20 protein-coding genes are annotated in these 26,349 nt (G+C 71.8%); 7 read left to right on the forward strand and 13 right to left on the reverse strand.

Going from position 1 to position 26,349, the window contains the following annotated elements; all coding sequences use genetic code 11:
- Positions 1 to 153 precede the first annotated feature (153 nt).
- The 6 genes from mnmA to cysE all read right to left on the reverse strand — a co-directional run bounded on the left by mnmA (position 154) and on the right by cysE (position 5,034).
- Positions 154 to 1,287 carry a tRNA 2-thiouridine(34) synthase MnmA gene (gene mnmA, locus VED21_RS02565; RefSeq protein ID WP_324880742.1) on the reverse strand — a complete coding sequence of 378 codons (1,134 nt, stop codon included), beginning with the start codon at positions 1,285 to 1,287 and terminating at the stop codon, positions 154 to 156.
- 77 nt (positions 1,288 to 1,364) lie between these two features.
- Positions 1,365 to 1,697 (reverse strand): ferredoxin family 2Fe-2S iron-sulfur cluster binding protein, encoded by a 333-nt coding sequence (locus VED21_RS02570; RefSeq protein WP_324880743.1) that lies wholly within the window; start codon positions 1,695 to 1,697, stop codon positions 1,365 to 1,367.
- Positions 1,698 to 1,757: 60 nt separating this feature from the next.
- Positions 1,758 to 2,411 carry a molecular chaperone DnaJ gene (locus VED21_RS02575; RefSeq protein WP_324880744.1) on the reverse strand — a complete coding sequence of 218 codons (654 nt, stop codon included), beginning with the start codon at positions 2,409 to 2,411 and terminating at the stop codon, positions 1,758 to 1,760.
- Between the two features lie 129 nt (positions 2,412 to 2,540).
- Positions 2,541 to 3,653: a cysteine desulfurase family protein gene (locus tag VED21_RS02580; RefSeq protein ID WP_324880745.1), complete on the reverse strand. Its 1,113-nt coding sequence runs from the start codon at positions 3,651 to 3,653 to the stop codon at positions 2,541 to 2,543.
- 52 nt (positions 3,654 to 3,705) lie between these two features.
- The gene (locus VED21_RS02585; RefSeq protein ID WP_324880746.1) at positions 3,706 to 4,182 is read right to left on the reverse strand and encodes an Rrf2 family transcriptional regulator; all 477 of its coding nucleotides are present in this window, start codon (positions 4,180 to 4,182) and stop codon (positions 3,706 to 3,708) included.
- 87 nt (positions 4,183 to 4,269) lie between these two features.
- Positions 4,270 to 5,034 carry a serine O-acetyltransferase gene (gene cysE, locus VED21_RS02590; protein ID WP_324880747.1) on the reverse strand — a complete coding sequence of 255 codons (765 nt, stop codon included), beginning with the start codon at positions 5,032 to 5,034 and terminating at the stop codon, positions 4,270 to 4,272.
- 249 nt (positions 5,035 to 5,283) lie between these two features.
- On the opposite strand from cysE, the gene VED21_RS02595 reads away from it, so the two are divergent.
- On the forward strand, positions 5,284 to 5,946 hold the full coding sequence (locus tag VED21_RS02595) for an alpha/beta hydrolase (protein ID WP_324880748.1): 663 nt from the start codon (positions 5,284 to 5,286) through the stop codon (positions 5,944 to 5,946).
- 21 nt (positions 5,947 to 5,967) lie between these two features.
- On the opposite strand, the gene VED21_RS02600 is transcribed toward VED21_RS02595, so the two are convergent.
- Genes VED21_RS02600 through VED21_RS02610 form a run of 3 tightly spaced genes read right to left on the reverse strand, consistent with a single transcriptional unit; the run spans position 5,968 to position 7,839 of the window.
- Positions 5,968 to 6,444 carry an OsmC family protein gene (locus tag VED21_RS02600; RefSeq protein ID WP_324880749.1) on the reverse strand — a complete coding sequence of 159 codons (477 nt, stop codon included), beginning with the start codon at positions 6,442 to 6,444 and terminating at the stop codon, positions 5,968 to 5,970.
- Between the two features lie 18 nt (positions 6,445 to 6,462).
- Positions 6,463 to 7,527, reverse strand: a complete 1,065-nt coding sequence (locus tag VED21_RS02605) for an anhydro-N-acetylmuramic acid kinase (protein ID WP_324880750.1) — start codon at positions 7,525 to 7,527, stop codon at positions 6,463 to 6,465.
- Between the two features lie 24 nt (positions 7,528 to 7,551).
- Positions 7,552 to 7,839, reverse strand: coding sequence for a hypothetical protein (locus tag VED21_RS02610; RefSeq protein ID WP_324880751.1), 288 nt, complete (start codon positions 7,837 to 7,839; stop codon positions 7,552 to 7,554).
- Between the two features lie 154 nt (positions 7,840 to 7,993).
- On the opposite strand from VED21_RS02610, the gene tyrS reads away from it, so the two are divergent.
- Positions 7,994 to 9,250, forward strand: coding sequence for a tyrosine--tRNA ligase (gene tyrS, locus VED21_RS02615; RefSeq protein WP_324880752.1), 1,257 nt, complete (start codon positions 7,994 to 7,996; stop codon positions 9,248 to 9,250).
- Between the two features lie 48 nt (positions 9,251 to 9,298).
- On the opposite strand, the gene VED21_RS02620 is transcribed toward tyrS, so the two are convergent.
- The gene (locus VED21_RS02620) at positions 9,299 to 12,901 is read right to left on the reverse strand and encodes an AsmA-like C-terminal domain-containing protein (protein ID WP_324880753.1); all 3,603 of its coding nucleotides are present in this window, start codon (positions 12,899 to 12,901) and stop codon (positions 9,299 to 9,301) included.
- Positions 12,902 to 12,997: 96 nt separating this feature from the next.
- On the opposite strand from VED21_RS02620, the gene VED21_RS02625 reads away from it, so the two are divergent.
- Positions 12,998 to 15,991, forward strand: a complete 2,994-nt coding sequence (locus VED21_RS02625; RefSeq protein ID WP_414638148.1) for a bifunctional [glutamine synthetase] adenylyltransferase/[glutamine synthetase]-adenylyl-L-tyrosine phosphorylase — start codon at positions 12,998 to 13,000, stop codon at positions 15,989 to 15,991.
- Positions 15,988 to 16,452, forward strand: coding sequence for a thioredoxin-dependent thiol peroxidase (gene bcp / locus VED21_RS02630; RefSeq protein ID WP_324880755.1), 465 nt, complete (start codon positions 15,988 to 15,990; stop codon positions 16,450 to 16,452). The genes VED21_RS02625 and bcp overlap by 4 nt, the downstream gene beginning before the upstream one ends.
- Before the next feature lie 166 nt (positions 16,453 to 16,618).
- Here the strand turns inward: bcp and parA are convergent, their stop codons facing one another.
- Positions 16,619 to 17,266 carry a ParA family partition ATPase gene (parA, locus tag VED21_RS02635; protein ID WP_324880756.1) on the reverse strand — a complete coding sequence of 216 codons (648 nt, stop codon included), beginning with the start codon at positions 17,264 to 17,266 and terminating at the stop codon, positions 16,619 to 16,621.
- Between the two features lie 108 nt (positions 17,267 to 17,374).
- Between parA and VED21_RS02640 the strand changes: the two genes are divergently transcribed.
- From VED21_RS02640 to VED21_RS02650, 3 genes are all read left to right on the forward strand, one after another.
- Complete coding sequence (locus VED21_RS02640) at positions 17,375 to 18,373, forward strand: L-threonylcarbamoyladenylate synthase (protein WP_324880757.1); 999 nt, start codon at positions 17,375 to 17,377, stop codon at positions 18,371 to 18,373.
- A gap of 79 nt (positions 18,374 to 18,452) precedes the next feature.
- On the forward strand, positions 18,453 to 19,784 hold the full coding sequence (locus VED21_RS02645; protein ID WP_324880758.1) for a pentapeptide repeat-containing protein: 1,332 nt from the start codon (positions 18,453 to 18,455) through the stop codon (positions 19,782 to 19,784).
- Between the two features lie 55 nt (positions 19,785 to 19,839).
- On the forward strand, positions 19,840 to 21,255 hold the full coding sequence (locus VED21_RS02650; protein WP_324880759.1) for an FAD-binding oxidoreductase: 1,416 nt from the start codon (positions 19,840 to 19,842) through the stop codon (positions 21,253 to 21,255).
- A gap of 98 nt (positions 21,256 to 21,353) precedes the next feature.
- Here VED21_RS02650 and VED21_RS02655 read toward each other — a convergent pair whose 3' ends face one another.
- Positions 21,354 to 23,657, reverse strand: a complete 2,304-nt coding sequence (locus tag VED21_RS02655) for an ATP-binding protein (RefSeq protein ID WP_324880760.1) — start codon at positions 23,655 to 23,657, stop codon at positions 21,354 to 21,356.
- A gap of 89 nt (positions 23,658 to 23,746) precedes the next feature.
- The gene (locus tag VED21_RS02660; protein WP_324880761.1) at positions 23,747 to 26,248 is read right to left on the reverse strand and encodes a tetratricopeptide repeat protein; all 2,502 of its coding nucleotides are present in this window, start codon (positions 26,246 to 26,248) and stop codon (positions 23,747 to 23,749) included.
- Positions 26,249 to 26,349: the final 101 nt, after the last annotated feature.

Below are 26,349 nucleotides of genomic sequence, written 5' to 3' on the forward strand. Positions count from 1 at the left end.
GCAGCGGAGGGATTTGAACCCCCGACCAAGGGATTATGATTCCCCTGCTCTACCACTGAGCTACGCTGCCATCGGGCCCGGTCGTTTCCGGCCGGGGCCGCTTACATAGGCGATCGGATCGGGCCTGTCAACACCCAGAAAACACACCCGCGCTCAAGTTTCCGCAGCGGCGATCCAGCCCCCGCCCAGGACCCGGTCGCCACGGTACATCACGCACGCCTGACCCGGCGCCACGCCGTGCTGCGGCGCGGCCAGTTCCACCTCGGCGGCGCCGTCGGCGGTCAGGCGCACGGTCGCCGGGGCCGGCGGCTGGGCGGAGCGCAGCTTGACCTCCGCCGTCACCGGCTCACCCGGCGCCACCGCCGGACCCAGCCAGTTCACCTCGCGCACCCTCACCACCCGGCGCGCCAGCTCGCGGCGCGGGCCGACGACGACCCGGCGCGACGGCGCGTCGACGCGCACCACGTACAGCGGCTCGTCCTCGCCCCGGATACCGCCGATTCCCAGGCCCCGGCGCTGGCCCACCGTGTAATGGACGATCCCCTCATGCCGGCCCAGCGGGCGGCCGTCCACGTGGACGATCTCGCCCGGCTCGATGGCGCCGGGGCGCAGCTTCGCCACCACCTCCGCATAGGAGCCGTTGGGCACGAAGCAGATGTCCTGGCTGTCCGGCTTCGCCGCCACCTCCAGCCCGTAGCGCTCGGCCAGCGCCCGCGTCTCCGGCTTGGTCATGCCGCCCAGGGGGAAGCGCAGGAAGTCCAGCTGCTCCTGCGTCGTGGCGAACAGGAAATAGCTCTGGTCGCGGCCGGGATCGACGGCGCGGTGCAACTCCGCCCCGCGCTCGCCGCCGACGCGGCGCACGTAGTGGCCGGTGGCCAGCGCGTCCGCGCCCAGGTCGCGGGCGGTGTTCAAGAGGTCGCGGAACTTGACGCGCTGGTTGCAGCGCACGCAGGGAATCGGCGTTTCGCCGCGCAGGTAGGTGTCGGCGAAATCGTCGATGACGTCCTGGCCGAAGCGGCTCTCGTAGTCGAGCACGTAATGCGGGATGCCGATACGGTCGGCGACCTGGCGGGCGTCGTAGATGTCCTGGCCGGCGCAGCAGGCGCCCGGCTTCTGCAGCGCCAGCCCGTGGTCGTAGAGCTGCAGCGTGACGCCGACGACGTCGTACCCCTCCTCCCGCAGCAGGGCGGCGGTGACGGACGAATCGACGCCGCCCGACATGGCGACGACCACGCGGGTGTCCCGGACGGGCTTCGAAAAACCGAGGGAGTTAACGGGGGAATTCATGGCGCCCTATATGGGCCGGCCGCGGCCCGAGGCAAGCACGGACCGCGGCCTTGAAAAGCGTGCTCGGAAAAGTGTGCTCAGCTCTTCTGGGCGTTGCGGCTGCCACCGGGCAGGCGGACGGTGAGGCCGTCCAGCTCCTCGGTCACGATGATCTGGCAGCCCAGGCGCGAGGTCTTGGTCAGGCCGAAAGCGAGGTCCAGCATGTCCTCCTCGTCCTCGCTGGCGTCGGGCAGCAGGTCGTACCAGTCCGGCTCGACCACGACATGGCAGGTCGAACAGGCGAGTGAGCCCTCGCACGCACCCTCCAGGTCGAAGCCGTGCTTGTGCGCGACCTCCAGGACCGACAGGCCGAGCGGCGCGTCAACCTCGCGGCGGGAGCCATCGGGTTCGATGAAGGTCATCTTCGGCATGTACGCGAACTCCTTGGGATAGCGATGGGCAGGGGATTTCGGGATCAGGGGATTTCAGGGTCAGGGGGTGGGGCCGAGGGCGGCGCGGCGGGTGCGCGCCTCGGCGGCGATGTCTTCCAGCTCCTCCAGGCGCGCCACGACGCGCCGCGCGGTGGCCGTGAGACCGGCGCGGAACGCCATCGCCAACTCGCGGATGCAGGCCTCGGCGCGCTGTTCCACGTCCAGGGCCAGCCGGTCGACGGTGAGCGCGTCGGTCGCGGCGGCCAGTTCGCCGCGCAGCGCGGTGACGTCGGCCGGCTCGCCGGGGTCGTTCTCCAGCGGCCCGGCGCCGGACAAGTCCAGCAGGTAGCGCGCGCGGCGGACGGGATCGCGCAGCATCTCATAGGCTTCGGCCAGGGCGTCGGCCTGGGCGCGGGCGTGCTCCTGCTGGCGCTTGCCGCGGGCGACGAAGCGGTCGGGATCGAGCGCGCGGCCGAGCCCGGTGAACTGGCGGTTCAGCGCCTCCAGCTCGATGTCGAAGCGGCACTCCAGCCCCAGGCGCGTGAAGTGATCCAACCCCTCGCGCGGCGGCTGCACGGCGCCGCAGGCGTGGCAGAACAGCGCGCGCCCCGCCACGGACCGGCCACACAGCCAGCACGGCTGCATGTCTCCTTCGATCGTGCCGGCGATGCGGGGGCCGGTGCCCCCATCCCTGCCTTTGCCCGACTGAGTCATGGCTCGCTTCCCTGGGACGTCCTGGACGTCGATGGCCGGGCTGCCGCGCGGCGGTCCGGTGTCGCGGGCGTCATACCCACAAGTGCGCCGCGAAGCAACGCCGGAAAACACTTAAGGCGGCAAAACGCATCACGCGGCGTTCCGGCCCGAAAGCCGCGCCGCCATCGCCGCGTAGGCCGCGACAAAACGCTCCACGTCGGCAGCAGCGCTGCCCCAGCCCAGGCTGACGCGCACCGCCGATCCCGCCGTCGCCGCGTCCGCTCCCATGGCGGCCAGCACGTGCGACGCCCTGACCTTGCCCGACGAGCAGGCCGCCCCGGCGCTGACCGAGATCCCGGCGAGGTCGAGCGCCATCACCTGCGTCTCGCCCGGCACGCCCGGCAGCGTCAGGCAGCTGACGTTGCCCACGCGTCCCGCCCCGGCGCCCATCACGCGCACGCCCGGCACGCATTCCAACACCCGCGCCTCCAGGGAGTCGCGCAGCGTGGCGAACTCGGCCGCCCGCGCCAGATCCTCGGCGACCAGCGCCGCCGCGGCGCCGAAGCCGACGAGGCCAAGCAGGTTCTCGGTTCCCGCGCGCCGCCGCCGCTCCTGCCCGCCGCCCAACAGCAGCGGCCGCGGGTCCAGCCCGTCGCCGACCAGCAGCGCCCCGGCGCCGGCCGGCCCGCCGATCTTGTGCGCCGACAGGGTCAGCAGGTCCGCACCCAGGTCCGCCATGCCGAGGGCTAGGCGTCCCGCCGCCTGAACGGCGTCGCAGTGCAGAACGGCGCCGTGCGCGTGGGCGATGCGCGCCGCATCGGCCACCGGCTGGATCACGCCGGTCTCGTTGTTGACGAGTTGGATGGAGACCAGTGCCGGGGCACCCGCAACCAGCCGGCGCTCCAGCGCCTCCAGGTCGACGACGCCGTTGGCGACGACGGGCAGTTGCTCGGCATCGGGTGCGGCGCCCAGCACCGAGTCGTGCTCGACGGCGGAAACGAGGACGCGCCGGCCGGGGAAGCCGCGCAACGCCAGATTGTTCGCCTCGGTCCCGCCGCTGGTGAAGACCACGCGCGTCGGCGCCACGCCGGCCAGCGCCGCCACGGCGTTGCGGGCCTCGTCCAGCGCCCGCCGCACGGCGCGGCCGTGGCCGTGCACCGACGACGGGTTGCCCACGAGGTCGAGCGCCGCCGCCACGGCCGTCTTCACGGCCGGTTTCAGCGGCGCCGAGGCGTTGTAGTCGAGGTAGACGCGGGAGGTCATGGTTGTCTCAAAACCCCTCCCCCGGCCGCACCGGGGAAGGGTGTTTGATACGTCACTCCGCCGCGACGGCGGCGCCGCCGGGTTCGGCCAGCTGGACCAGCATGCCCGAGGTGCCGATGACCCGGCGCTCGACCACGTCGGCCACGGTCACGGAGTTGAGGTACAGGTGGATCTGGTTGCCCAGCTCCTCCCACAGCTCGTGCGTCAGGCAGCGGGAGCGGTTGGTGCGGCAGCCCTGCGGCGTGATGTTGGCGCAGCGGGTCGTGCGGATCGGTTCGTCCACCGCCAGTATGATGTCGGAGATGCGCGTGGCGTCGGCCGTGTGGGCCAGCAGGTAGCCGCCGCCGGGGCCGCGCACGCTCTTCACCAGGCCGCCCTTGCGCAGCTTGGCGAACAGCTGTTCGAGATAGGAGAGCGAGATCTCCTGCCGTTCAGCGATGTCGGCCAGCGCCACCGGGCTGCCGTTGCTGTTGGCGGCCAGATCGACCATCGCCATGACGGCGTAGCGGCCCTTGGTGCTCAGTCTCATTTACCCTCTCCCTCTTTCTTCGGCCCGGCCCGCTGCGGTGTTTTGTGGTGTGGGTGATCCGCGGGCCGGCTTTGCTCTACAGGGGGCTCAACAGGGACCCAAAGGCCCGGCCCCGACCGGGTGGTGTTCGCGTTCGCGCGCCACGCCGTCGGCGACGCCAGCCACCGGCAAGGCCGCCGGCGCGGCACCGTCGCCGGCGTTGGCGCGCTCCAGCTCCTCGACGCGCTGGCGCAGGGTGGTGACCTGCTCCAGAAGGCCGGTCAGCGCGCGGGCCACCGGGTCCGGAATGTCGCCGCACGGCGTGCCGTAGGGCAGAAACTTGGCGCTGTCCGCCTTCTCGCGCGGCACCACCGCCTTGGCCGGGATGCCGACGACGGTGGCGCCCGGCGCCACCTCGCTCACCACCACGGCGTTGGAGCCGACGCGCGCACCCCGGCCGACGGTGATGGCGCCCAGCACCTTGGCGCCGGCGCCGACGATGACGCCGTCCTCCAGCGTCGGGTGGCGCTTGCCGTGGTGCAGCGCGGTGCCGCCCAGCGTCACCCCGTGGTACAGCATGACGTCGTCGCCGATTTCCGCCGTCTCGCCGATCACCACGCCCATGCCGTGGTCGATGAAGAAGCGGCGGCCGATGGTGGCGCCCGGGTGGATCTCGATGCCGGTCAGCGCGCGCGCCAGCTGCGAGACGACGCGGCCCAGCAGCTTCCAGCCGCGCTCCCAGCAATAGTGCGCGATGCGGTGCAGGACGATGGCGTGCAGGCCCGGATAGCACAGCGCGACTTCCAGCCGCGACCGTGCCGCGGGGTCGCGCGCCATGATGCCGTCGATCTCTTCGCGAAGATGCTTGAACACCGAGACACCCGCCGTGGTATAGTCCGCGCTCTCGTCCGGCGACCATCATGGCCTCGAACCGAAGCGGCCGCGCGGGTTGCCCCGGACGGCATATCGACGCATATAAGATGACCAAGCAAAACGGTCAAGAATTGTGTTCGCAAAAAACGTGGTCTGGAATGCGAGTCCACAGTAGCTTGTCAGACGCTTCCGGCCCCCACCGCGCGGTGGTTTTCGCCCCTTCCCGTTCGCGCCAGGATCGTCGCCCCCATGCCTGAAGTGCTCATCAACGGTCCGGCCGGCCGACTCGAAGGTCGCTACACCCACGGCAAGCTTGCGAACGCGCCGGTGGCGCTGTTGCTGCACCCGCACCCGCAGCACGGCGGGACGATGAGCAACAAGATCGTCTTCACGCTGTACCAAGCCTTCACCAAGCGCGGCTACTCCGCCCTGCGCTTCAACTTCCGCGGCGTCGGACGCAGCCAGGGCGCGTACGACAAGGGGGAGGGGGAGCTGGCCGACGCGGCGGCCGCGCTGGACTGGCTGCAGACCTACAACCCGAACGCCTCGCTGTGCTGGATCGCCGGCGTGTCGTTCGGATCGTGGATCGGCATGCAGCTGCTGATGCGCCGGCCGGAGATCGACGGCTTCATCACCGTGTCGCCACCGGCCAACATGTTCGACTTCTCGTTCCTGGCGCCCTGCCCGTCCTCCGGCCTGATCGTGCACGGCGACAAGGACGAGCTGGTTCCGAACGCCGCGGTGCAGAAGCTGGTGAACAAGCTGTCGCACCAGAAGGACATCCGCATCGACCACCGCGTGGTGCCCGGTGCCAATCACTTCTTCCTCAACCGCACCGACGAGCTGGCGAGGGAGGTCGACGACTACCTGGACCGCGCGCTCGGCAACCCCCTGGCGGCGGTGGCGGAGTAGGCTGAAGCCGTAGGTTGGCGCCTACTCCTCCTTCACCACGCTCGCCTCCACCGTCACTGGGAAGTTGACGGAGTTGGCGATGAAGCATAGCCGGTGCGCCTCGTGGTGCAGTTCCCTGGCATGCCCCAGGCCGCCCTTGGCGATGGTGACGGTGGGGCGCAGGGTGACCTGGGCGAAGTGGCCGCCGCCGTCGGCCGTCTCCACCATCGTGCCTGTGGCGGCGTCGGTGTAGGCGGTCACCACGATGCCGTCGCGCGAGCACAGGTGCAGGTACCACAGCATGTGGCACGACGACAGCGAGGCGACCAGCAGGTCCTCGGGGTTGTAGCGCGCGGGGTCGCCGCGGAACGCCGGGTCGGAGGATCCCAGCAGGGCCGGCTTGCCGGGCGCGGTGATCTCGTGGTCGCGGCTGTACGCCTTGTAGCCCGAGGTGCCGGTGCCCTGGTTGCCGGTCCACGTCACGGTGGCGGCGTAGCTGTGCTTCCGTCCCTGCGCCATGCGTTTTCCTCTCCCTTATTATGCCGCCGCGTGGAACCGCCCCCCGGTCAGCGGCTCGGGCACGCCGGTGGTGGTGGGCAGGCTGAGCGGCAGGCCCAGGCGCGAGCGCACCGCCAGATAGGCGAAGGCCTGCGCCTCCAGCGCGTCGCCGTCCCAGCCCAGGTTCTCCACCGGAGCGACAGGGGCGCGCAGCCGGTCGGCCAGCATCTCCATCAGCGTGCGGTTGTGCCGCCCGCCGCCGCAGACCAGCCAGCGGGTGGGTGCTTCCGGCAGGTGCGGCAGCACGCGCTCCACCGCGAAGGCGGTGAAGGCGGTCAGCGTCGCCGCCCCGTCGGCGGGCGACAGGTGCCGCATGGGTGCGGGGTCGAAGGCGTCGCGGTCCAGCGACTTGGGCAACGGCCGGTCGAAATAGGGGTGGTCCAGCAGCTCGGTCAGCGCCACCGCGTCGATTCCGCCGGTGCGCGCGAGGTCGCCGTGCGCGTCGTAGCGCCGGCCGGCCTGCGCCAGCACCCAGTCGTCGATCAGCGCGTTGCCGGGGCCGGTGTCGCCGGCCACGACGGCGCCGTCCCGCCCGATCCAGGTGACGTTGGCCACCCCGCCGACGTTCAGCACCGCCACCGGCCCTTCCAGGCCGGAGGCCAGCGCCCGGTGGAACAGCGGCACCAGCGGCGCCCCCTGCCCGCCGGCCCGCACGTCGGCACCGCGGAAGTCGTCGACCACCGCGATGCCGGTCTCGCGCGCCAGCAGGGCGCCGTCGCCGATCTGCCAGGTGCGGCGCTGTTCGGGCGCGTGCAGGATGGTGTGGCCGTGGAAGCCGATGAGGTCCACGTCGCCGGCCGCGACTCCGGCGTTAGCCAGCAGGCGGCGCACGGCGTCGGCGTGGCGGCGGGTCAACTCCTCCTCCACCTCGGCCACCGGCCCGCCGCCGCCCAGGCAGGCGCGCAGGCGGGCGCGGAAGCCGTCGTCGTAGGGGATGGTGAGGAAGGCCGCCGGCTCGACCCGGTCGCACCCGTCGGTGCGCACCAGGGCTGCGTCGATGCCGTCCATCGACGTGCCGCTCATCAGGCCCACGACCAGTTGCATGGGGAACTCCCGAGACAGGGCGGGTCAGTGCACCGTGGAGACGCTGTCGTCGTCGGCCACCATGATGACCGGGATCGCCTCGCCGCGGCGCAGGGCAGCGATCTGCGCCTCCATCACGGCGATGCGGCGCTCCTGCACCTCAATGCGCTTTTCGTATTCGATCAGCGTGTGCTCGACCTCGCCGATGCGCTCCTCCACGTCCAGCCAGCGGGCCTCGGTTTCGGCCACGTAGGAGCGGAAACGCTGCTGGAGCAGCACGAGTTGCTGTTCGGCCGGCAGCTCGGCCGGAAGGTCGTCGATGAGGTCGGTCATGATCGCCGCGGGAGGAAATGGTTCGAATGCCAAGCATAGCGTGCGCCCGCGTGCGCGTCGACTCCCGCCCTCATTGTCGGTGGGGCTTTGTCGCTGGGGCCTTGCCGTGCTATCAGACCCCGCCCAGACCCGCACCAGCAGACAAGAACCGGCCATGACCACGCTGAAATCGGACCTCCTGCGCACCCTGCAGGACCGCGGCTTCATCCACCAGTGCACCGACATGGCGGCGCTCGACGCCAAGGCCGCGTCGGGTACGCCGGTCGTCGCCTACATCGGCTTCGACTGCACGGCGGACAGCCTGCACGTGGGCAGCCTGATGCAGATCATGATCCTGCGCTGGCTGCAGAAGACCGGGCACAAGCCGATCGTCCTGATGGGCGGCGGCACCACCCGGATCGGCGACCCCAGCTTCCGCGATGAGAGCCGGCCGCTGCTGGACGACGCGCAGATCCAGCGCAACATGGACGGCATCAAGAAGGTCTTCGCCAAGTACCTGACCTTCGGGGACGGTCCGACGGACGCGCTGATGGTCAACAACGCCGACTGGCTGGACGCGCTGCACTACATCCCGTTCCTGCGCGACGTCGGCCGGCACTTCACCATCAACCGGATGCTGAGCTTCGACTCGGTGAAGATCCGCCTCGACCGCGAGCAGCCGCTGACGTTCCTGGAATTCAACTACATGATCCTCCAGGCCTACGACTTCATGGAGCTGTCGCGGCGCCTGGGCTGCGTCCTGCAGATGGGCGGCTCCGACCAGTGGGGCAACATCGTCAACGGCGTCGAGCTGACCCGCCGCATCGACGGCAAGGAGGTCTTCGGCCTGACGACGCCGCTGCTCACCACCTCCTCCGGCGCCAAGATGGGCAAGACCGCGTCGGGGGCCGTGTGGCTCAACGCCGACAAGTTCAGCCCGTACGAGTTCTGGCAGTACTGGCGCAACACGGAGGACGCCGACGTCGGCCGCTTCCTGCGCCTGTTCACCGAACTGCCCATGGACGAGGTCGCCCGCCTGGAGGCCCTGGAAGGCGCCGGCATCAACGAGGCGAAGAAGGTGCTGGCCACCGAGGTGACGGCGCTCGCCCACGGCCGCGACGCCGCCGAGGAGGCCGCCGAGACCGCGCGCCGCACCTTCGAGCAGGGTGCGGCGGCCGAGGGCCTGCCCACCATCGAGGTGCCGCGCGCCGAGCTGGAGGCCGGCATTGCGCTGGTCGACCTGTTCGTCACCGCCGGCCTGACCGCGTCGAAGGGCGAGACGAGGCGCAAGGTGAAGGAGGCGGCGCTGAAGCTGAACGACGCCACCATCGCCGACGAAGCCGCCAAGGCGACGCCGGCCGACCTGAACGCCGAAGGCGTCATCAAGCTGTCCTTTGGCAAGAAGAAGCACGCGCTCGTCAAGGCGGTGTGAGGACGACAAAAGCCCATCCCCCGCCCCAGGCGGGGGATGGGCTTTACCTCACCGCGTCTGCTCGCCGTCCTTCGCGTCCGGCGCCGTGCCGCCGCCCCCGCCGCCCAGGAAGAACAGGTTGCGCAGGAAACCGGGCGCCAGCACGGCCAGCGGGTTGACCGAGATCTGCGGGTCGGCGAACGGGCCCTGCATGTGCCAGGTGGCGGCGAAGATGCCCTGCCCCGCGCCGCCGCTCAGCACGTCGCCCAGCAACGGGATCTGGCCGATGATGCGGTTGATGCCGTAGACCGGCACGATGGTGCCGCGCAGGTTGGCCGTGTCGGTCTTCAGGTCGATCTGCCCTTCCAGCGTCAGGCCCAAGGCGCTGCCCGACGTGCGCACGTTCTTCAGCGTCAGCAGGCGCCCTTCCTTGCGGAAGTTGCCCTGCATGCGCCCGAAGGTGATGCCGGGGCCGCCGCTCAGCACCTCGGCCAAGCCCGACGGCGAGATGGCGTTCAGCAGGCGGGCCAGCGCCGGGGCGTCGACCACCGTGTAGTTCTCCATCTCGATCTCGCCCTCCAGCGGCGCGTCGGCCTTGGGGGCCAGCGTCGTGCCGGTGACGCGCAGCTTGCCGCCGCGCACCCGATCGTTGAGGTCGAGCATGCGCAGCATCTGCCCGGCGTCGTCGGACAGGATGTGCACGCGGTGGCGCTGGCCCGCCGGCTCGAACCGGAAGGACAGGTTGCCGTCCGGCCCGGTGCGCGCCACGAGGTCGATGAAGCTCCACACGCTGCCGTCGTTGCGCGCACTGGCCGCCACGTTGGTGATCTGCCGCCCCTCGCCGAACACCACGCGGCCCAGGCGCGCGGTGATCTCCAGCGCGCGCTTGCGCTCGTTCGGGGGCGCGCCGGCTTCCGGCTCCGGCGTGTCGAGGATGCGCTTGGCGTCCAGGCTGTCGCCGGTGAGGGTCACGGCCCAGGCGCCGCCGTCGCGCACGGTGACGTCGGCGCGCAGGTCGGTCTTGCCGAAGGTCAGCTGCGACACCGTCGCCTTGGACAGCTGCGCCGTCGCCGGGACGAGGTCCACCACGGCCGCCGCCTTCATCCCGCCGCCCTCGAAGCTGATGCCGCTGACGCGCGACACCTTGTCCTTCTGGAACTCCACGGTGAACTTGGCGGTGCCGGGCACGCCCGCCGCCTTGCGCCAGCCAACGTCGTCGATGGTCATGGCCGTGCGCGTCAGGTCCAGCGTGCCGGTCAGGCCGAAGCGCTTGCGCTGGTCCACGGTGAACACCACGTCCGCCCCGACCGGCCCCTTGGCGTAGGGGCGCGTCTCCAGCCCGAAGCGTTCGAAGAAGGGCGCGTCGGCCTCCGACTTCACGGCGACGCGGGTGCGCATCTTGGCCGCCGAATCGAACGCCTCCTTCCAGTCGATGGTGGAGGGGTGGCCCTCGATCTTCGCCGTGCCCTTGACCGTCATGCCCTTGGTGTCGAGCGTCAGGTCCAGGTTGGCGTCGCTGGCGTCCATCCCGGCCGCCACCTTCTTGACGCCGACACCCTGCAGCTTGGCGGTGACGCCGATCTCGATCGCCTCCACCTTCAGGTCGACCACCAGGGGGAAGCTGAAGTGCAGCTTGGCCTCCGCCTTGCCCTCCGTCCCCTTGGGGTCGAGGTCGAGGCGGCTGGGATAGCCCAGCGGCGGGCTGTCCAGCACGGTGAGGATGGTGCGCACCGGACCCTGCACCGGCACCTGGATGTCGATCGCCTCCTTGCCGCCCAGGTCGGTGATGACGATCAGGCCGTCGCCCAGCTGCACGTCCTTCACCGTGCCGCCCTGGGTGTGCAGCGTGAAGGTCTTGCCGTCCGTCACCGCGTCGAAGCGGGCAAGGCCCGTCACCGGCGGCAGTGGGCGGAAGTACTCCACGTCCATGTTGGTGCCGGACAGGGTGCCGTTCAGGCGCCGTGGCTCGAACGTGGCGAGGTCGCCCAGCGGCGCATCGCCCATCATGTAGAGCGAGGCGTCGTTCACCACGCCCTTGGACAGGTTGGCGATGATCCAGTTGCGCGCGTTGCGCATCACGCTTTCTGGCCACAGGTGGGCGAGGTCCTCCACGGTCACGTTGCGCGCGCCGACGCCGGCCTCGGCGTACAGGCGGCCGCCGGCCCCGGCGGCGCTGCCGGACGCCTCCACGCGCGGGCCGCCCAGGTCGACGGCAAAGCGGTCCAGCGTGTAGCGCTGCGTCGCACGGTCACCGCCGGCGCGCAGGCTGGCCGAATTAACCGTCACCGGCCGCATGTCGACGCCGGGCCGCGCGATGCGCCCGGCCCCGGCCTTCAGGTCGATGCGGCCGGACAGCGGCCGGAAGTCGCGGTCGAGCACCGCCTCCACCGTGCCGCCGATGGGCAGTGCCGCAGGCCGCAGCGGCTCCAGCGCGGGGGCGAGGCCGGCAAAGATGGCCGGTTCCACGTCGGCCAGGGTGGCGGACAGGCGCGTGTCGCCCTGCCCGGCCGCGCGCTGCCCGCCCACGCTTACGGACGCCGTGCGCCCGCCCGCGGCCAGCGTCAGCTTCGCCTCGCCGGTCAGGCCGGCGTCCGTCTCCTTCAGCGTGCCGGCGCCCTGCAGCCGCACCCCGCCGCCGTCGTCCAATTGCACGCGCACCCCGTCCACCGCCAGCGTCCGCGCCGCCACGTCGACCACCCCGGCCAAGCCGGCGGAGCGCACCCGGTAGGGCTCCGGCCGCACCTCCGGAACGCTCAGGCGGCCGGCACCCAGCGCCAGGTCGAAGCGCACGCGCTGAAGCTGGAATCCGGCGCCATAGGCGCTCTCCACCGTGCCGTCCAGCGGAACGGCGGCGCCCGCCAAGGGCGCCAATTCCGGCAGCACGCCGGCAAGGCCGGACAGTTCCAGCCCGGCCACCTTCAGCGCGACGCGGGCACCATCGTCCCGCGTGCGGTATTCGCCGGACGCCTCGACGGTGGCCGGACGGCCGCCCAGGTCCAGCGTCAGCCGCCCGCGCCCGGTGATGCCGGCGGCGTTGCGGTCGAAGATGATGTCGGCGCGCGACGCGTGCCACGTCAGGCCCACCTGCCGGTTCACCACGGTCAGGTCGGCGCCGACCACCGACAGCCGTTTCAGCAGGCCCAGCGTGCGCGTCGGGTCCGGCGGCCGGCGCAGCGCGTCCAGCGCGTCCAGCGCCACCGGCGTGCTGGGCTCGCCGGCGGATGCCGGAGCCGCCTGCGGCGCCTCGGCGATGCTGAAGCCGACGCTGCCGTCCTCGTGGCGGATGATGACGACCTGCGGGCGTATGGCCTCCAGCCGTGTCGGCACCAGCCGGCCCTGCAGGGCTTGGCGCACGGAAACGCCGACACCCAGTTCCGGCACCGTCGCCACCGTGGCGCCCTCGGCGTTGGCGACGCGCACGTGGCGGGCGCGCAGGTCCAGGCGGCCGTAGCCATCGGCATCGTCGTCGGCCCAGCTCAGCACCATGTCGCCGACGGTGACCGCGATGCCTTCCGCCGGGTCGGACAGCGCCTGCTCGACGTAGGGGGTGAGCGGGTCCAGCGCGATCGGCCCCTGCCCCAGCCGCCACGCGAGCGCGCCGACCAGCGCGGCCAGCAGCACCGCGATGCCGACGACCGACCAGAACAGGATGCTGGAAACGCGACGAATCAACGCGCCATCCCCGCGGCGGCGTGCACGAGCGCGCGCTTGACCGCCACGCCCGGCTCGCGCACCTTCGCCGTCTGCCTAATCGCTGAGCATACCATCATGCCGATCGTGCCCGCCGTCCCCCTGCCGAAACCATACGACCCGGCGCTCGCCGAACGCGGGTTGGAGCGCTGGCGCGAGGAGGCCGCCAAGGCGGAGCCGGACGTCCGCGCCTGGGCCGAGGCCTTCGCGGATTCGCCCGACGGGCGGGCGCTGCTGGACGCCGTGTGCGGCAACAGCCCGTACCTGGGCCACAGCCTGACGCGCGAGTTGCCCTTCGTCCGCCGCATCGCCGAGGAGGGGTTCGACGCCACCTTCAACCTGCTGCTGGGCGCGCTCGACCGCGAGTTCGCGCAGGAGCGCGACATGGACCGGCTGATGACCGGGCTGCGCATCGCCAAGCGGCGCGCCGCACTGCTGATCGCGCTGGCCGACATCACCGGTGCCTGGCCGCTGGAGCGGGTGACCGGGGCGCTGAGCGACACGGCCGAAACCGGGCTGCGGCTGGCCGCCAACCACCTGCTGCGCAAGGCGGCGGAGGCGGGACAGCTGACGCTTCCCGATCCGGAGCGGCCGTGGGTGGGGTCTGGGCTCATCGTTCTGGGCATGGGCAAACTTGGGGCGCGCGAACTCAACTATTCCAGCGACATCGACCTTATCGTGCTCTACGACGACGCCGTCGTGCAGACGCCCAAACCGGACACCCTTGCCCGCACCTTCATCCGTATCGCGCGCGATCTCGTGCGCATTATGGATGAACGGACCAAGGACGGCTACGTCTTCCGCACCGACCTGCGCCTGCGTCCCGACCCCGGCGCCACGCCGCTGGCCGTGTCCGTCACCGCGGCCGAAATTTATTACGGCAGCGTCGGCCAGAACTGGGAACGCGCGGCCATGATCAAGGCCCGCCCCGTGGCCGGCGACCCGGAGGCCGGGGCCAACTTCATGCGCTTCCTGGAGCCGTTCGTCTGGCGCCGCCACCTCGACTTCGCGGCCATCCAGGACATCCACTCGATCAAGCGCCAGATCAACGCGCACAAGGGCCACCGTGAGGTGACCGTCAACGGCCACGATGTCAAGGTGGGCCGCGGCGGCATCCGCGAGATCGAGTTCTTCGCCCAGACCCAGCAGCTGATCTTCGGCGGACGCGACACCCGCGTGCGCCCCTGCGCCACCTGCCGCGCCATCGAGGCGCTGTGCGCCGTGGGCCGCGTCGACCCGGCGGCGGTGGAGGAGCTGGAGGCCGCCTACCGCTTCCTGCGGCAGGTCGAGCACCGCATCCAGATGATCGACGACCGGCAGACGCACCAGATCCCGGCCGACGACGCAGGCGTCGACCACCTCGCCGCCTTCATGGGCTGCGCCGACACCGCCTCCTTCCGCGAGGAGCTGCTGGCCCACATGGGCCGGGTCGAGGACCGCTACGCCGAGTTGTTCGAAGAGGCGCCGTCGCTGTCCACCGGGGCCGGCAACCTCGTCTTCACCGGCACCGACGACGATCCGGGCACGGTCGCCAACCTGAAGGGCATGGGCTACCAGGACGCCAGCCGGGTGATCAGCGTCGTCGCCTCCTGGCACCGCGGGCGCTACCGCGCCACCCGCTCCGGCCGGGCGCGCGAGCTGCTGACGGAACTGGTGCCGGGCCTCCTCCAGGCGCTGGCGAAGACGCCGCAGCCGGACGAGGCGCTGATGAACTTCGACGCCTTCCTGGGCCGCCTGCCGGCCGGCGTGCAGCTGTTCTCGCTGTTCTACGCCAACCCGGCACTGCTGGAGCTGGTGGCGGAGATCATGGGCACGGCGCCGCGCATGGCGGAGTTCCTGTCGCGCAACCCGTCGCTGCTGGACGCCGTGCTGTCGCCCGACTTCTTCGATCCCCTGCCCGGCCGCGACGGGCTGGAGCCGGAGTACCGCCGCGTCATCGGCGCCGCGCACGACTTCGAGGACGCGCTGGTGCTGGCGCGGCGCTGGACCAACGACCAGCGCTTCCGTGCCGGTGTGCACATGTTGCGCAGCATCACCGACGGCGACCGCTGCGGCCCCTTCCTGGCGGCGCTGGCCGACGTGGTGGTGTCCGACATCGCCGTGCGGGTGGAGGAGGACTTCGCCCGCCGCCACGGCCGCGTGCCCGGCGCCTCCTGGGTCGTCGTGGCGATGGGCAAGCTGGGCAGCCGGCAGCTGACCATCACCTCCGACATCGACCTGATCGTGGTGTACGAGGCGCCGGCCGGCGTGGCGATGTCCGACGGCGCCAAGCCGCTGTCGCCCGGCGAATACTACATCAAGCTGACGCAGCGCCTGACCAACGCCATCACCGCCCCCATGGCCGACGGGCGCCTGTACGAGGTCGACATGCGGCTGCGCCCCTCCGGCAACGCCGGACCGCTCGCCACCTCGCTGGACGCCTTCACCAAGTACCAGACGCAGGACGCCTGGACGTGGGAGCACATGGCGCTGACCCGCGCCCGCGTCCTGGGGGACGGCCCGCTGGCGGAGCGCGTGCAGGCCGCCATCCGCGCCGTGCTGACCGGCCCACGCGACCCGGACAAGCTGCTGTGGGACGTCGCCGACATGCGCCGCCGCATCGACAAGGAGTTCGGCACCGACAACCCGTGGGAGCTGAAGTACGCCCGCGGCGGCCTGATCGACATCGAGTTCATCGCCCAGTACCTGCAGCTGCGCCACGGCCACGACCACCCGCCGGTGCTCAGCATCAACACCGCCACGGCCATCCTGAACGCGGCGGAAGCCGGCCTGCTGGACGCGGGCGTGGCGGCGGAGCTGGTGGAGACGCTGAAGCTGTGGCGGCGGGTGCAGGGCTTCCTGCGGTTGACCACGTCGGGCACGCTCGACCCCGGGCAGGTGTCGGAGACGCTGCTGACGGGTCTGGCGCGAGCGGCGTTCCCGGATGAGGAACGGCCGGTTGACTTTGCCGCCCTCGACACCAGAATCCGTGGCGTCGCCGGCCGGGCCTACGCCCATTTCCGCACCCTGATCGAGGAGCCGGCGGCCAAGCTCACCCCGCCCGCCCAAACCGAGGAACCGAAGATCCCATGATCGTAGAGGCCGGAACCCCCGCCCCCGACTTCACCATGCCGACCGACGGCGGCGGCAGCGTCACGCTGTCGGCGCTGAAGGGCAAGCCGGTGGTGCTGTACTTCTACCCGAAGGACGACACCTCGGGCTGTACGGCGCAGGCCTGCGGCTTCCGCGACCAGCTGCCCGACTTCACCGGCGTGGACGCGGTGGTGATCGGCGTGTCCAAGGACCCGGTCGCCAGCCACGACAAGTTCAAGAAGAAGTACGAGCTGCCCTTCACGCTGGCCTCCGACAAGGAGACCGGCGTGGCCGAACAGTACGGCGTGTGGGTGGAGAAGAGCATGTACGGCCGCAAGTACATGGGCATGGAGCGCGCCACCTTCCTGATCGACAAGGATGGCGTGGTGCGCAAGGTCTGGCGCAAGGTGAAGGTGCCCGGCCACGTCGCCGACGTGCTGAAGGCGGTGAAGGAGCTGTAGGCCCATACAGACCCTCCCCCGGCCCCGCCGGGGGAGCGAGGGGTGACAGATTCCTGCCGAGAATCAGCCGCCCGTAGGTTGGGTTGAGCGCCAGCGAAAACCCAACGCCCCTTATATCGCAAGCGGTGTTGGGTCCAGGCCCAACCTACGACGCCTGCCCCCGAACTCACCCCACCCGTCCCAGGATCTCCTCGGCCAGATCCTGCATCTCCTGCGCGGCCTGGGTCTTGCGCGCCGCCTCGGTCACCGACAGGCCGGTCAGCAGCGTGCCGGCATAGGCGGTGCGGTTGCCGATCTGCGTGGCGGCGATGTCCACCTCGGGCGGGGCGACCAGTTCGTGCACCCTGGCGATCAGCTCGTCGGCGAGGCGGGCGCGCGGCGGCACGCGGTTCAGCACCATCAGCAGGCGGCGCTTCTCCTGCTTCGTCAGGTCGATGGTGGGGTGGATGGCCCACAGGTCCATGGGGCTGGGCTGCACCGGGGCGATGACCAGACCGGCGGCGCGCACGGCGATGCGTGCCTCGGTCTGCGCGTGCGGCGGGCTGTCGATCACCACCACGTCGTGGGCGCGGGCCAGCTTCTCCACCTCGTTCTGGGTGCGCCAGCCGGTGATCTGCACGTGGGTGAAGCCGGGCTCGCCGCCGGTGGCATCGCTGCGCACCTCGAACCAGCGCGACAGGCTGCCCTGGGGATCGATGTCCACGGTGGCGACGCGGTAACCAAGCTGCATCCAGGCGATGGCAAGGTGGGCGGCGAGCGTGGTCTTGCCGGCCCCGCCCTTCTGCTGCGCCACGGTGAAGACCTTGCCCGCCATGCCCGCACCCATCATCTGGTTGAAACCCCGTTCCCTGAATAGAGTGCGGGGCAGGGTCGCGCAACTGCGCGCTTTGCCTGGACCGAGGAACCCGCTAGAAAGCCGCCCGTGACCGAGCATCCGACCGAACAGCGCCCCCCCGAGCAGCGCCCCCACGTCTCGCCCCCCACCGCCGCCGCGCTGGAGCGCGCGGGCGATCGGTTGCGCGCGGGCGAGCTGGTCGCCTTCCCGACCGAGACGGTGTACGGGCTGGGTGCGGATGCCACCAACGACCACGCGGTGGCCTCCATCTTCGCCGCCAAGGGCCGGCCGCACTTCAACCCGCTGATCGTCCACCTGCCCGACCTCGCCGCCGCCATGCGCTGCGCCGTGTTCGACGAGCGCGCGCAGGCGCTGGGCGAGCATTTCTGGCCGGGTCCGCTGACGCTGGTGCTGCCGCGCCGGGACGAGGCCGGGCTGTCGCTGCTGGTGTCGGCGGGGCTGGACACGGTGGCGCTGCGCGTGCCCAACCACCCGGTGGGCCAGGGCGTGCTGCGCGCCGCCAAGCGGCCGATCGCCGCGCCGTCGGCCAACCGTTCCGGCGCCGTCAGCCCGACCACGCCCATGCACGTGGTGGAAAGCCTGGGCGAGCGGGTGTCCATGGTGCTGGCCGGCGGGCGCTGCCCGGTGGGGATCGAGTCGACCGTACTCGACCTGTCCGGCGACACGCCGGTGCTGCTGCGCCCCGGTGCGGTGCTGCGCGAGGAGATCGAACGGCTGATCGGCCCCATCCTGGTGTCCAGCGAGGATCCGGCGGCGCCGAAGTCGCCCGGCCAGCTGGCCAGCCACTACGCGCCGCACGCGGCGGTGCGGCTGGGCGCGCTCAGCGCCGAGGCGGACGAGGCCTACCTGACCTTCGGCCCGGACCGCTTCAACCGCGGCGGGGCGGAACGGCTGAACCTGTCGCCCGACGGCGACCTGAACGAGGCGGCGGCCAACCTCTTCCACCACCTGCGCGCGCTCGACAAGCCGGGCCTGCGCGCCATCGCCGTGATGCCCATCCCGGACGAGGGGCTGGGCGTCGCCATCAACGACCGCCTGAGGCGCGCCGCCGCACCGCGCGGCTGATTTTATTTTCCGATAACTTTTCGGAAACGGCCGTAGATCTATATACGGCCTGTTCCGATCCGCCGGGTGCCGTATGTCTTTGCCGACCAGGAAGGGCGCCGCAGCGATCGACCGCGAGGTGTCGGACCGCCCGGCGGAGCCCGTCACCCTGTCGTCGAGCGAGCTGCTGCAGGCCGCCGTCGCCCACCGCAGCTACCTGGAAGGACGGCCGAACGGCAAGCTCTTCGCCTACAAAGGGCTGGCGCTCCAGGGGCGCAACCTGTCGCGGCTGCAGCTGCCGCGCGCCGTGCTGGTGGGGGCCGACCTCAGTTCCGCCGACATGGCGGCGATCATTCTCGACCAGGCCGACCTGTTCGGCGCCAACCTCAGCGGTGCCGACCTGAACGGGGCCTGCCTACGGCGCGCCGACCTGCGCGGCGCCAACCTGATGGGCGCCAAGCTGCGCGACGCGACGGTCCGCGGCGCCGACCTGCGGCCGGGCCAGCTGGTCTTCTGGCTGGGCGGCGAGAAGCGGGTGCGCGACAAGCCGACCAGCCTCGTCAACGCCGACCTCGCCAACGCCGACTTCGAAGGGGCCGACCTGTCGCAGGTCACGCTGACCGGCGCCAACCTGCGTGGCGCCAACTTCCGCGCGGCGGCGCTGTTCGGCGCGAACCTCAGCGGCGCCGACCTCAGCGGGGCGGACTTCACCGACGCCCGGATGAAGGGGGCCATCCTCGACAACGCGGAGGCGGCCGGCACCGTCTTCCGGCACGCCGACCTGCGCGAGGCGCAGCTGCGCAACGTCACCACCGCGTCCGCCGATTTCACCGGCTGCAACCTGATGGGCGCGGTCACCCGCCCGCTCAAGCAGCCGCTGCCGGCGCGGTTCGAGGCGATGCTGCGCGAACACGTCCGCTGGATCACCAGCAACGGCGCCGCCGGCCGCCGGCTGACGCTGGAGGGCGAGGCGCTGGACGGGCTGTGCTTCGAGGCGTGCGACCTGCGCGGCGCGGTGCTGAAAGGCTGCTCGCTCACCAAGGCGTCGTTCCGGCAGAGCGAGCTGAAGCTGGCCGACCTGTCGGGCTCGCGCCTGCGCGGCGCCGACTTCGACGGCGCCAGCCTGCTGGGCGCCAACCTCGCCGAGAGCGACCTGTCCGACGCCCGCTTCACCCGCGCCAACCTGTCCGCCATCGAACTGGTGGACGCGCAGGGCCGGGTCACCGGGCGGCGCTGGCCGGCCGACCTGCGCCGAACCACGCTGACCGGCGCCGATTTCCGCGGCGCCGACCTGCGCGAGGCGCGGCTGCAGGATACCGACCTGTCCGACTGCAACACCGCCGGCGCCAACCTTACCGGCTGTGTGTTGCCGGACGGCGCCGCGCTCGCCGCCCTCACCCTCGCCCTGGAAAAGCCGGGCCGGACGGGGTAGTTTTCCCGCCCGCACCCGCGCCCACAGCCATTGACCAACGCCGGATACGCCCGCCATGAGCACCGCCGCCCTCCTCGACCGCATCCGCTCCATCGTCGGAGACAAGGGTCTCCTGACCGACGCATCGGACATGGCCGGCTACCTGACGGAGGCGCGCGGGCGCTTCAAGGGCAACAGCCCGGCCGTCGTCCGCCCGGCGACGACGGAGGAGGTGGCGGCCGTGGTGAAGGCGTGCGCCGAAGCCGGCGCGCCCATCGTGCCGCAGGGCGGCAACACCAGCCTGGTCGGCGGCTCCATCCCCTACGAGGAGGGGCGGGAGATCGTGTTGAGCCTGTCGCGCCTTAACCGCATCCGCGACATCGACCCACTGAACTACACCATGACGGTGGACGCGGGCGTCGTGCTGACCACCATCCAGAACGCCGCCGCCGAGGCCGACCGCCTGTTCCCGCTGAGCCTGGGGGCGGAGGGCACGGCGCAGATCGGCGGCCTGATCTCCACCAACGCCGGCGGCATCAACGTGCTGCGCTACGGCAACACGCGCGACCTCGTGCTGGGGCTGGAGGTGGTGCTGCCCGACGGGCGCGTCTGGAACGGCCTGCGCCGGCTGCGCAAGAACAACACCGGCTATGACCTGAAGCACCTGTTCATCGGCGGCGAGGGCACGCTGGGCATCGTCACCGGCGCCGTCCTGAAGCTGTTCCCACGCCCCAAGCAGGCGGAGACCGCCTTCGTCGCCGTGCCCGACCCGGCGTCCGCCATCGAACTGCTGGCCCGCCTGCGCGAGGCGTCGGGCGACGCCGTGGCGGCGTTCGAGCTGATGTCGCGCCGCTGCCTGGAGTTCGCCCTCCGTCACGTCGCCGGCACCACCGACCCGCTGTCGGAGCCGTCGCCCTGGTACGTGCTGAGCGAGCTGACCGCCGGCACGCAGAGCGACGCCTTCCGCGAGACGCTGGAGAACGCGCTGGGCGAGGCGTTCGAGGCGGGCCTCGCCACCGACGCCACGCTGGCCGCGTCGGAAACGCAGGCCAAGCAGCTGTGGTTCATCCGCGAGGCGATCGTCGAGGCGCAGAAGTTCGAGGGCGGCTCGATCAAGAACGACGTGTCGATCCCGGTCAGCCGCGTCGCCGAGTTCATCGAGCGGGCCGAGGCGGCGGTCGAGGCGATCTGCCCGGGCATCCGCCCCACCCCCTTCGGCCACGTCGGCGACGGCAACATCCACTTCAACCTGAGCCAGCCCGAGGGGGCCGACACCGCCGCCTACATGGACCGGTGGGAGGAGATCACCCACGCGGTGAACGAAATCGTCCTGGATCTCGACGGTTCGATCTCCGCCGAGCACGGCGTCGGCCGCTTCAAGAAGGACGACATGCCGCACATCAAGTCGCCGGAGGAGCTGGACCTGATGAAGCTCGTCAAGGCGGCGATCGACCCCAAGGGGCTGATGAACCCGGACAAGCTGCTGCCGTAATCCCGAAGCCCCGTAGGTTGGGTCGAGGCGGAGCCTAAAACCCAACGTGTCCGCAACGAAGACGACGTTGGGTCTCGACCCAACCGACGGGTTCCGCCTTACGCCACCACATCCCGCTTCAACAACCGCTCCAGCGCGGCGTGCAGGTGGCGGGGCGTGACCGGCTTCTGGATGATGCCCAGGCCGTGTTCGGCGGCGTCGCGGGCGCACTCGCTGCCGGTCTCGCCGGTCAGGATGACGCCGGGCACCGCGGCGCCGACGCGCTCGCGGATCTTCAGGATCGCCTCGGTGCCGACCTTGCCGCCGCGCAGCCGGTAGTCGGCGACGATCAGGTCGGGCACGCGGCTCACCCGCTCCAGCCTTTCCAGCGCCTGTTCGGTGGAGCCGGCGACCACCGTCTCGAACCCCCACTCCTCGAAGGTGGCGCGCAGGCCCAGGAGAACGATCGCGTCGTCGTCCACCAGCACAGCCAGCCCGCCCGCACCCCGCGCCGCGACCGCCCCTTCCTCCGCGACCGGCGGCTTGACGGCGGTGTCGAGCGGCACCTCGAAGGAAAAGCACGACCCCACCCCCGGTTCGGACCGCACCTTCACCGGATGGTCGAGGATGGTCGAGAGCCGCTGCACGATCGACAGCCCCAGGCCCATGCCGCGCGCCTTGTCGCGCTCGGGGTTGTGGAGCTGGTGGAACTCCTCGAAGATGCGCTCCATCTGGTCGGGCGGGATGCCGATGCCGGTGTCGCGCACGGCGACCATGGCCTTGTCCCCAACGGCGCGGCATTCCAGGCGGACCTCGCCGCGCTCGGTGTAGCGGACGGCGTTTTCGACCAGGTTGCGGATCATCCGGCCCAGCAGGCGGCCATCGCTGCGCACCGCCACGTCGACGGGCGCGTCGATGCGCAGCGACAGCCCCTTGGCCGCCGCGATCGGCACGTAGGAGGCGCCGACCTCGTCCAGCAGCGGGCGCAGGCGCACGCTGCCGACCTCCGGCTGGATGACGTTCACGTCCAGGCGGGAGACGTCGAGCAGGCTGTCCAGCAGGCCCTTCAGCGTGTCCAGCCCGCGTTCCAGCATCACCAGCAAGTCGAGGCCCGGCTTGTTGTCGTGCACGTGCTGGCGCAGCGCTCCGGCGAACAGGAACATGGACTGCATCGGCTGGCGCAGGTCATGGCTGGCCGCGGCCAGGAAGCGCGACTTCGCCTGGTTGGCGCGCTCCGCCTCGGCACGGGCGCTCTCCAGCGCGGCCTCCGCCTCGACCCGTTCGGTGACGTCGCGCGACACGGCGATGACGGCGCTGATCCGGCCGTCCGTGCCGGCCAGCGGGGTGAACTTGTACTCGTGCAGGCGCTGGCCCTGCGGCGTGCGGTGCCACGCCTCGCCGGTGACGCTGCCGCCACCATCCAGACCACCGCCGGTCGCGCGGCGGTGCAGCCCCTCCAGCACCGCCACCTCCTGGTCCGACAGGCCGAGGTCGGCCCAGCGCCGGCCGGCGGCGTCCTCGCCCCGCATCGACGCGTCCAGCCCCAGGTCGCGCAACGCCGACGGGCTGGCGTACAGCAGCGTGCCCGCGCGGTCGATCATGAACACGTGGTCGGAAACGGTGGACAGGATGCTGTTCAACTGGCCGGCCTGCCGGGCGACCTCGGCGGACAGGCGGCGTTCCTCGTCCTCGGCGCGGCGGCGCTCGGCCGCCTCGGCGCGCAGCCGTTCGTTGGCCGAGGCGAGGTCGCGGGTGCGCTCGCGCACCTGCCGTTCCATGTCGGCCAGCAGCCGGCGCCGCTCCTCCGCCAGTTCCAGGCCGTTGACCAGCGTCGCGTAGTGGTTGCGGCCGATCAGCGCCACGCCGATGGCGAAAATCACCGTCATGCCACCCATGGCCAGGCTGGCCCGGTCGCCTTCGGCGAGCAAGCGGACGGCCAGCGGCAGCACCGTGCCGGCCAAGTACAGCCAGAAGGCCGGCAGGTGGCTGGCCAGCCCGGTGACCGACCCGGCCGCCATGCCGCCGATGACGAAGGATATCACCAGCAGCGTCACCGGCTCCCCCGCCCGCACGAACAGGAACGCCGTGCTGCCCCACAGCAGGCCCGACACCGTGGAACCGACGGTGAAGCCGCGCGCCCAGCGCGGCATGTCCGCTTCGGCCGGGCGGCGGCGCCGGAACCACAGCCACAGGCCGATGCGCAGCAGGGTCACCGCCCCCAGCACCCCCGCCCAGCCGAGGAGGAGCGAGGGCGCCACCGCGCCCCACAATGCCACCACCACCAGGGTGCCGTTGATCAGGTTGGCCGCCAGCATGGCGGGGGCGAGGCGGTAGAGCAGCCGGATCCGCTCGGCCGTCACGTAAGCGCTCTGGCCGGCAGCGCTCTGGCTGGAAGCGCTCCGGCTGTTGCCCCGGCTGCTCATGGCGCCATCCTCCCCGCGCGCCGGGTGCGCCGACGCGGACGCCGAACCTCTTGATCCGATGAAGAAATTTGGGGCCGGCCGCAGCCGTATCAAGCGCCCGTCACCGCCGATTGACCGCACCACTGCCGCCACAACGCCCGGTAGGCGTCCTCCACCGCGCGGGTGTACTGCGCCATGTCGCCCACCGGCGACGCCGCGAAGTGCGGGCGCAGGCGGGCGCGGAGATCCGCCAGGGCGGCCATGTCGGCGGCCTTGGCGCGGGCGACGGCGACGTAGTCGTCCCAGTCCTCCGCCACCCAGTCGGCCAGCCCCAGCGCCGTGTCGATGGCCGCGGACACGCGCGACGGCGGCGTGCGGCCGCGCAACGCCAGCACCGGCACGCCCATCCACAGCGCCTCCTGCGTGCTGATGCCGCCGTTCAGCGGGAACGGGTCCAGCGCGATGTCGACCCGGCCGTAGGCGGCCAGATGCTCGATGTGGCTGCTGCCGCCCAGCAGGACGACGCGCTCCTCCGCCACGCCGTGCCGGGCCAGCGCCGCCAGGATGCGCCGCCGCTCCGATGGGTCGTTGAGCGGCTTGTCCTTCAGCAGCAGGCGCGCGTCCGGCACCGCCGCCAGAACCCGGCCCCACAGCGCCAGCGTGTCCTCCGTCAGCTTCGACAGGCGGTTGAGGCAGCCGAAGGTGACCACGCCGCTGGCCACGGCCGGCGGCGCCACCACCGGCGGGGCGTCGTGGGGTGCCTCGTAGCCGATGATGCACGGCAGGTCGACCACCGCCTGCGGCACGATGGGCCGCTCGCCATATGGGATGCAGACGGGGTCGGAGACGATGTGGGCGATGGCCGTCACGCCGATGCCGTGCGGGTGTCCCCAGGCGGAGAGCTGCACCGGCGCCGGCCGCCGCGCGAAGGCCAGCAGCCGGTTGCCAAGCGAGTGGCCGGACAGGTCGACCAGCACGTCGATGCCGTCGGCGCGGATGCGCCCGGCCAGGGCCGCGTCGTCCATGCCCAGCGTGTCGCACCAGACGTCGGCCGCCGCCCGGCACTCCGCCGTCATGTCGTCCTCCCGCACCACGCCGGAATAGCAGAACACCTCGAACCGCGCGTGGTCGTGCCGCTTCAGCACCGGCAGGAAGGCGAAGGCGGCGGAATGCCGGCGGAAGTCGGCGGAGACGTAGCCGACGCGCAACCGCCGTTCGCCATCGCGCACGTTGGCGTGCGGCAGCGCCTCCGCCGCCAGCGGCAGGGCGTGCTGCGCGTCGAAGCGGCGGCGCTCCTCCATGTGGTCGGCGGTGGTCAGGGCGGTGTCGAAGTCCAGCACGAAGATCAGGTTGGAGTGCGCGTCGACGTAGCCGGGGTTGATGCGCAACGCGCGGCGGTAGGCGGCGATGGAGGCGGCCGGGTTGCCCTGCTCGCGCATGGCGCCGCCCAGGTTCGACCACGTCTCCGCCCGGTCGGGCTGCAGCGCGGCGGTGCGCTGGAGCAGCGCCACGGACTCCGCCACCCGGCCGCGCAGCAGCACCACGGTGCCCAGGTTGCCGACCGCCGCCGCCTCGTCGGCGCGCAGCCGCGCGGCGAGGTGGAACACCTCCTCCGCCGCCGCCAGCTTGTCCTTGGCCTGGAGCGCGGCGCCCAGGTTGATGCAGGCGTCGGCGTCCTCGCTGTCGGTCACGACGGCGCGCAGGCCGGCGGCCATCGCCTCGTCGTAGCGGCCGGCGCCCAGCAGCAGCGCGCTCAGGCTGCTCAGCGCCGCCGTGTGCGCCGGATCGTGGACGAGGACGCGGCGGTAGACTCCGATCGCCTCCGCGTTGCGCCCGGCGCGGATCAGCAGGACGCCGCGGTTGAGGTGCGGCGTCAGGTAGTCGGGCGCCACGGCGGCGGCCTCGCGGAAGGCGGCGTCGGCCGCCTCCACCCGGCCGTCGGCCAGCAGCGCCGCGCCCAGCGCGTTGCGGAACTCGGCGTTGCCGGGCTCCAGCCGCACGGCGTGCCCAAAGCACTTCGCCGCCGCGCCCGGCCGGCCCAGGTCGTTCAGCGCCATCCCGGCTTCCGCGTGCGCGCGGGACAGGCGGGGCTGCAGCGCCGCCGCGCGCGCCGCGGCCGTATGCGCCTCCTCCGCCCGGCCGGCGCGGCGCAGCGCCACGGCGCGGTTGAAGACGGCGTCCAGGCTGTCGGGCTGCAGCAGGGCGAACAGCCGGTACCACGACGCGGCCCCGGCCAGATCGTCGGCGTCGAAGCGGCGGTCGGCCTCCGCCATCACCGCCTTGGGGAAGTTGGTGCCGGCCGTCGGCTCGCCCGGCTTGAGGGTGAGCGCCGTGCGGTAGGCTGCCGCCGCCTCGCCCGGCCGTCCGGTCGCCAGCAGGATGTTGGCGAGGTTGACGTGGTAGTCGCTGGCGCGCGGGTTGCGCGCGATGGCGCGGCGGATCATCGCCACGCCCGGCTCCACCCGCCCGGTCTGCGCGTGCACCATGCCCAGGAGGTGCAGCGCGTCCGGCTGCTCCGGCGTCTTGTCGAGGACGCGGCGGTACAGCGCCTCGGCCTCCCCGAATCGCCCGGCGAGGTGGTGCTGGAGGGCGGTGGAGAGCGTGTTGGGCATCGTCGGCAGCGGTCCTGGCGGGCTGGATCTCGCGGAACCTTGCCGCCCCGTCCCCGCGCGTGTCAATTGTGGGCCGCCGTGGCTGATGCGGGCCATGGTTG

Origin of the sequence: Azospirillum sp. (assembly GCF_035627195.1) — a bacterium.
Classification (GTDB): domain Bacteria; phylum Pseudomonadota; class Alphaproteobacteria; order Azospirillales; family Azospirillaceae; genus Azospirillum.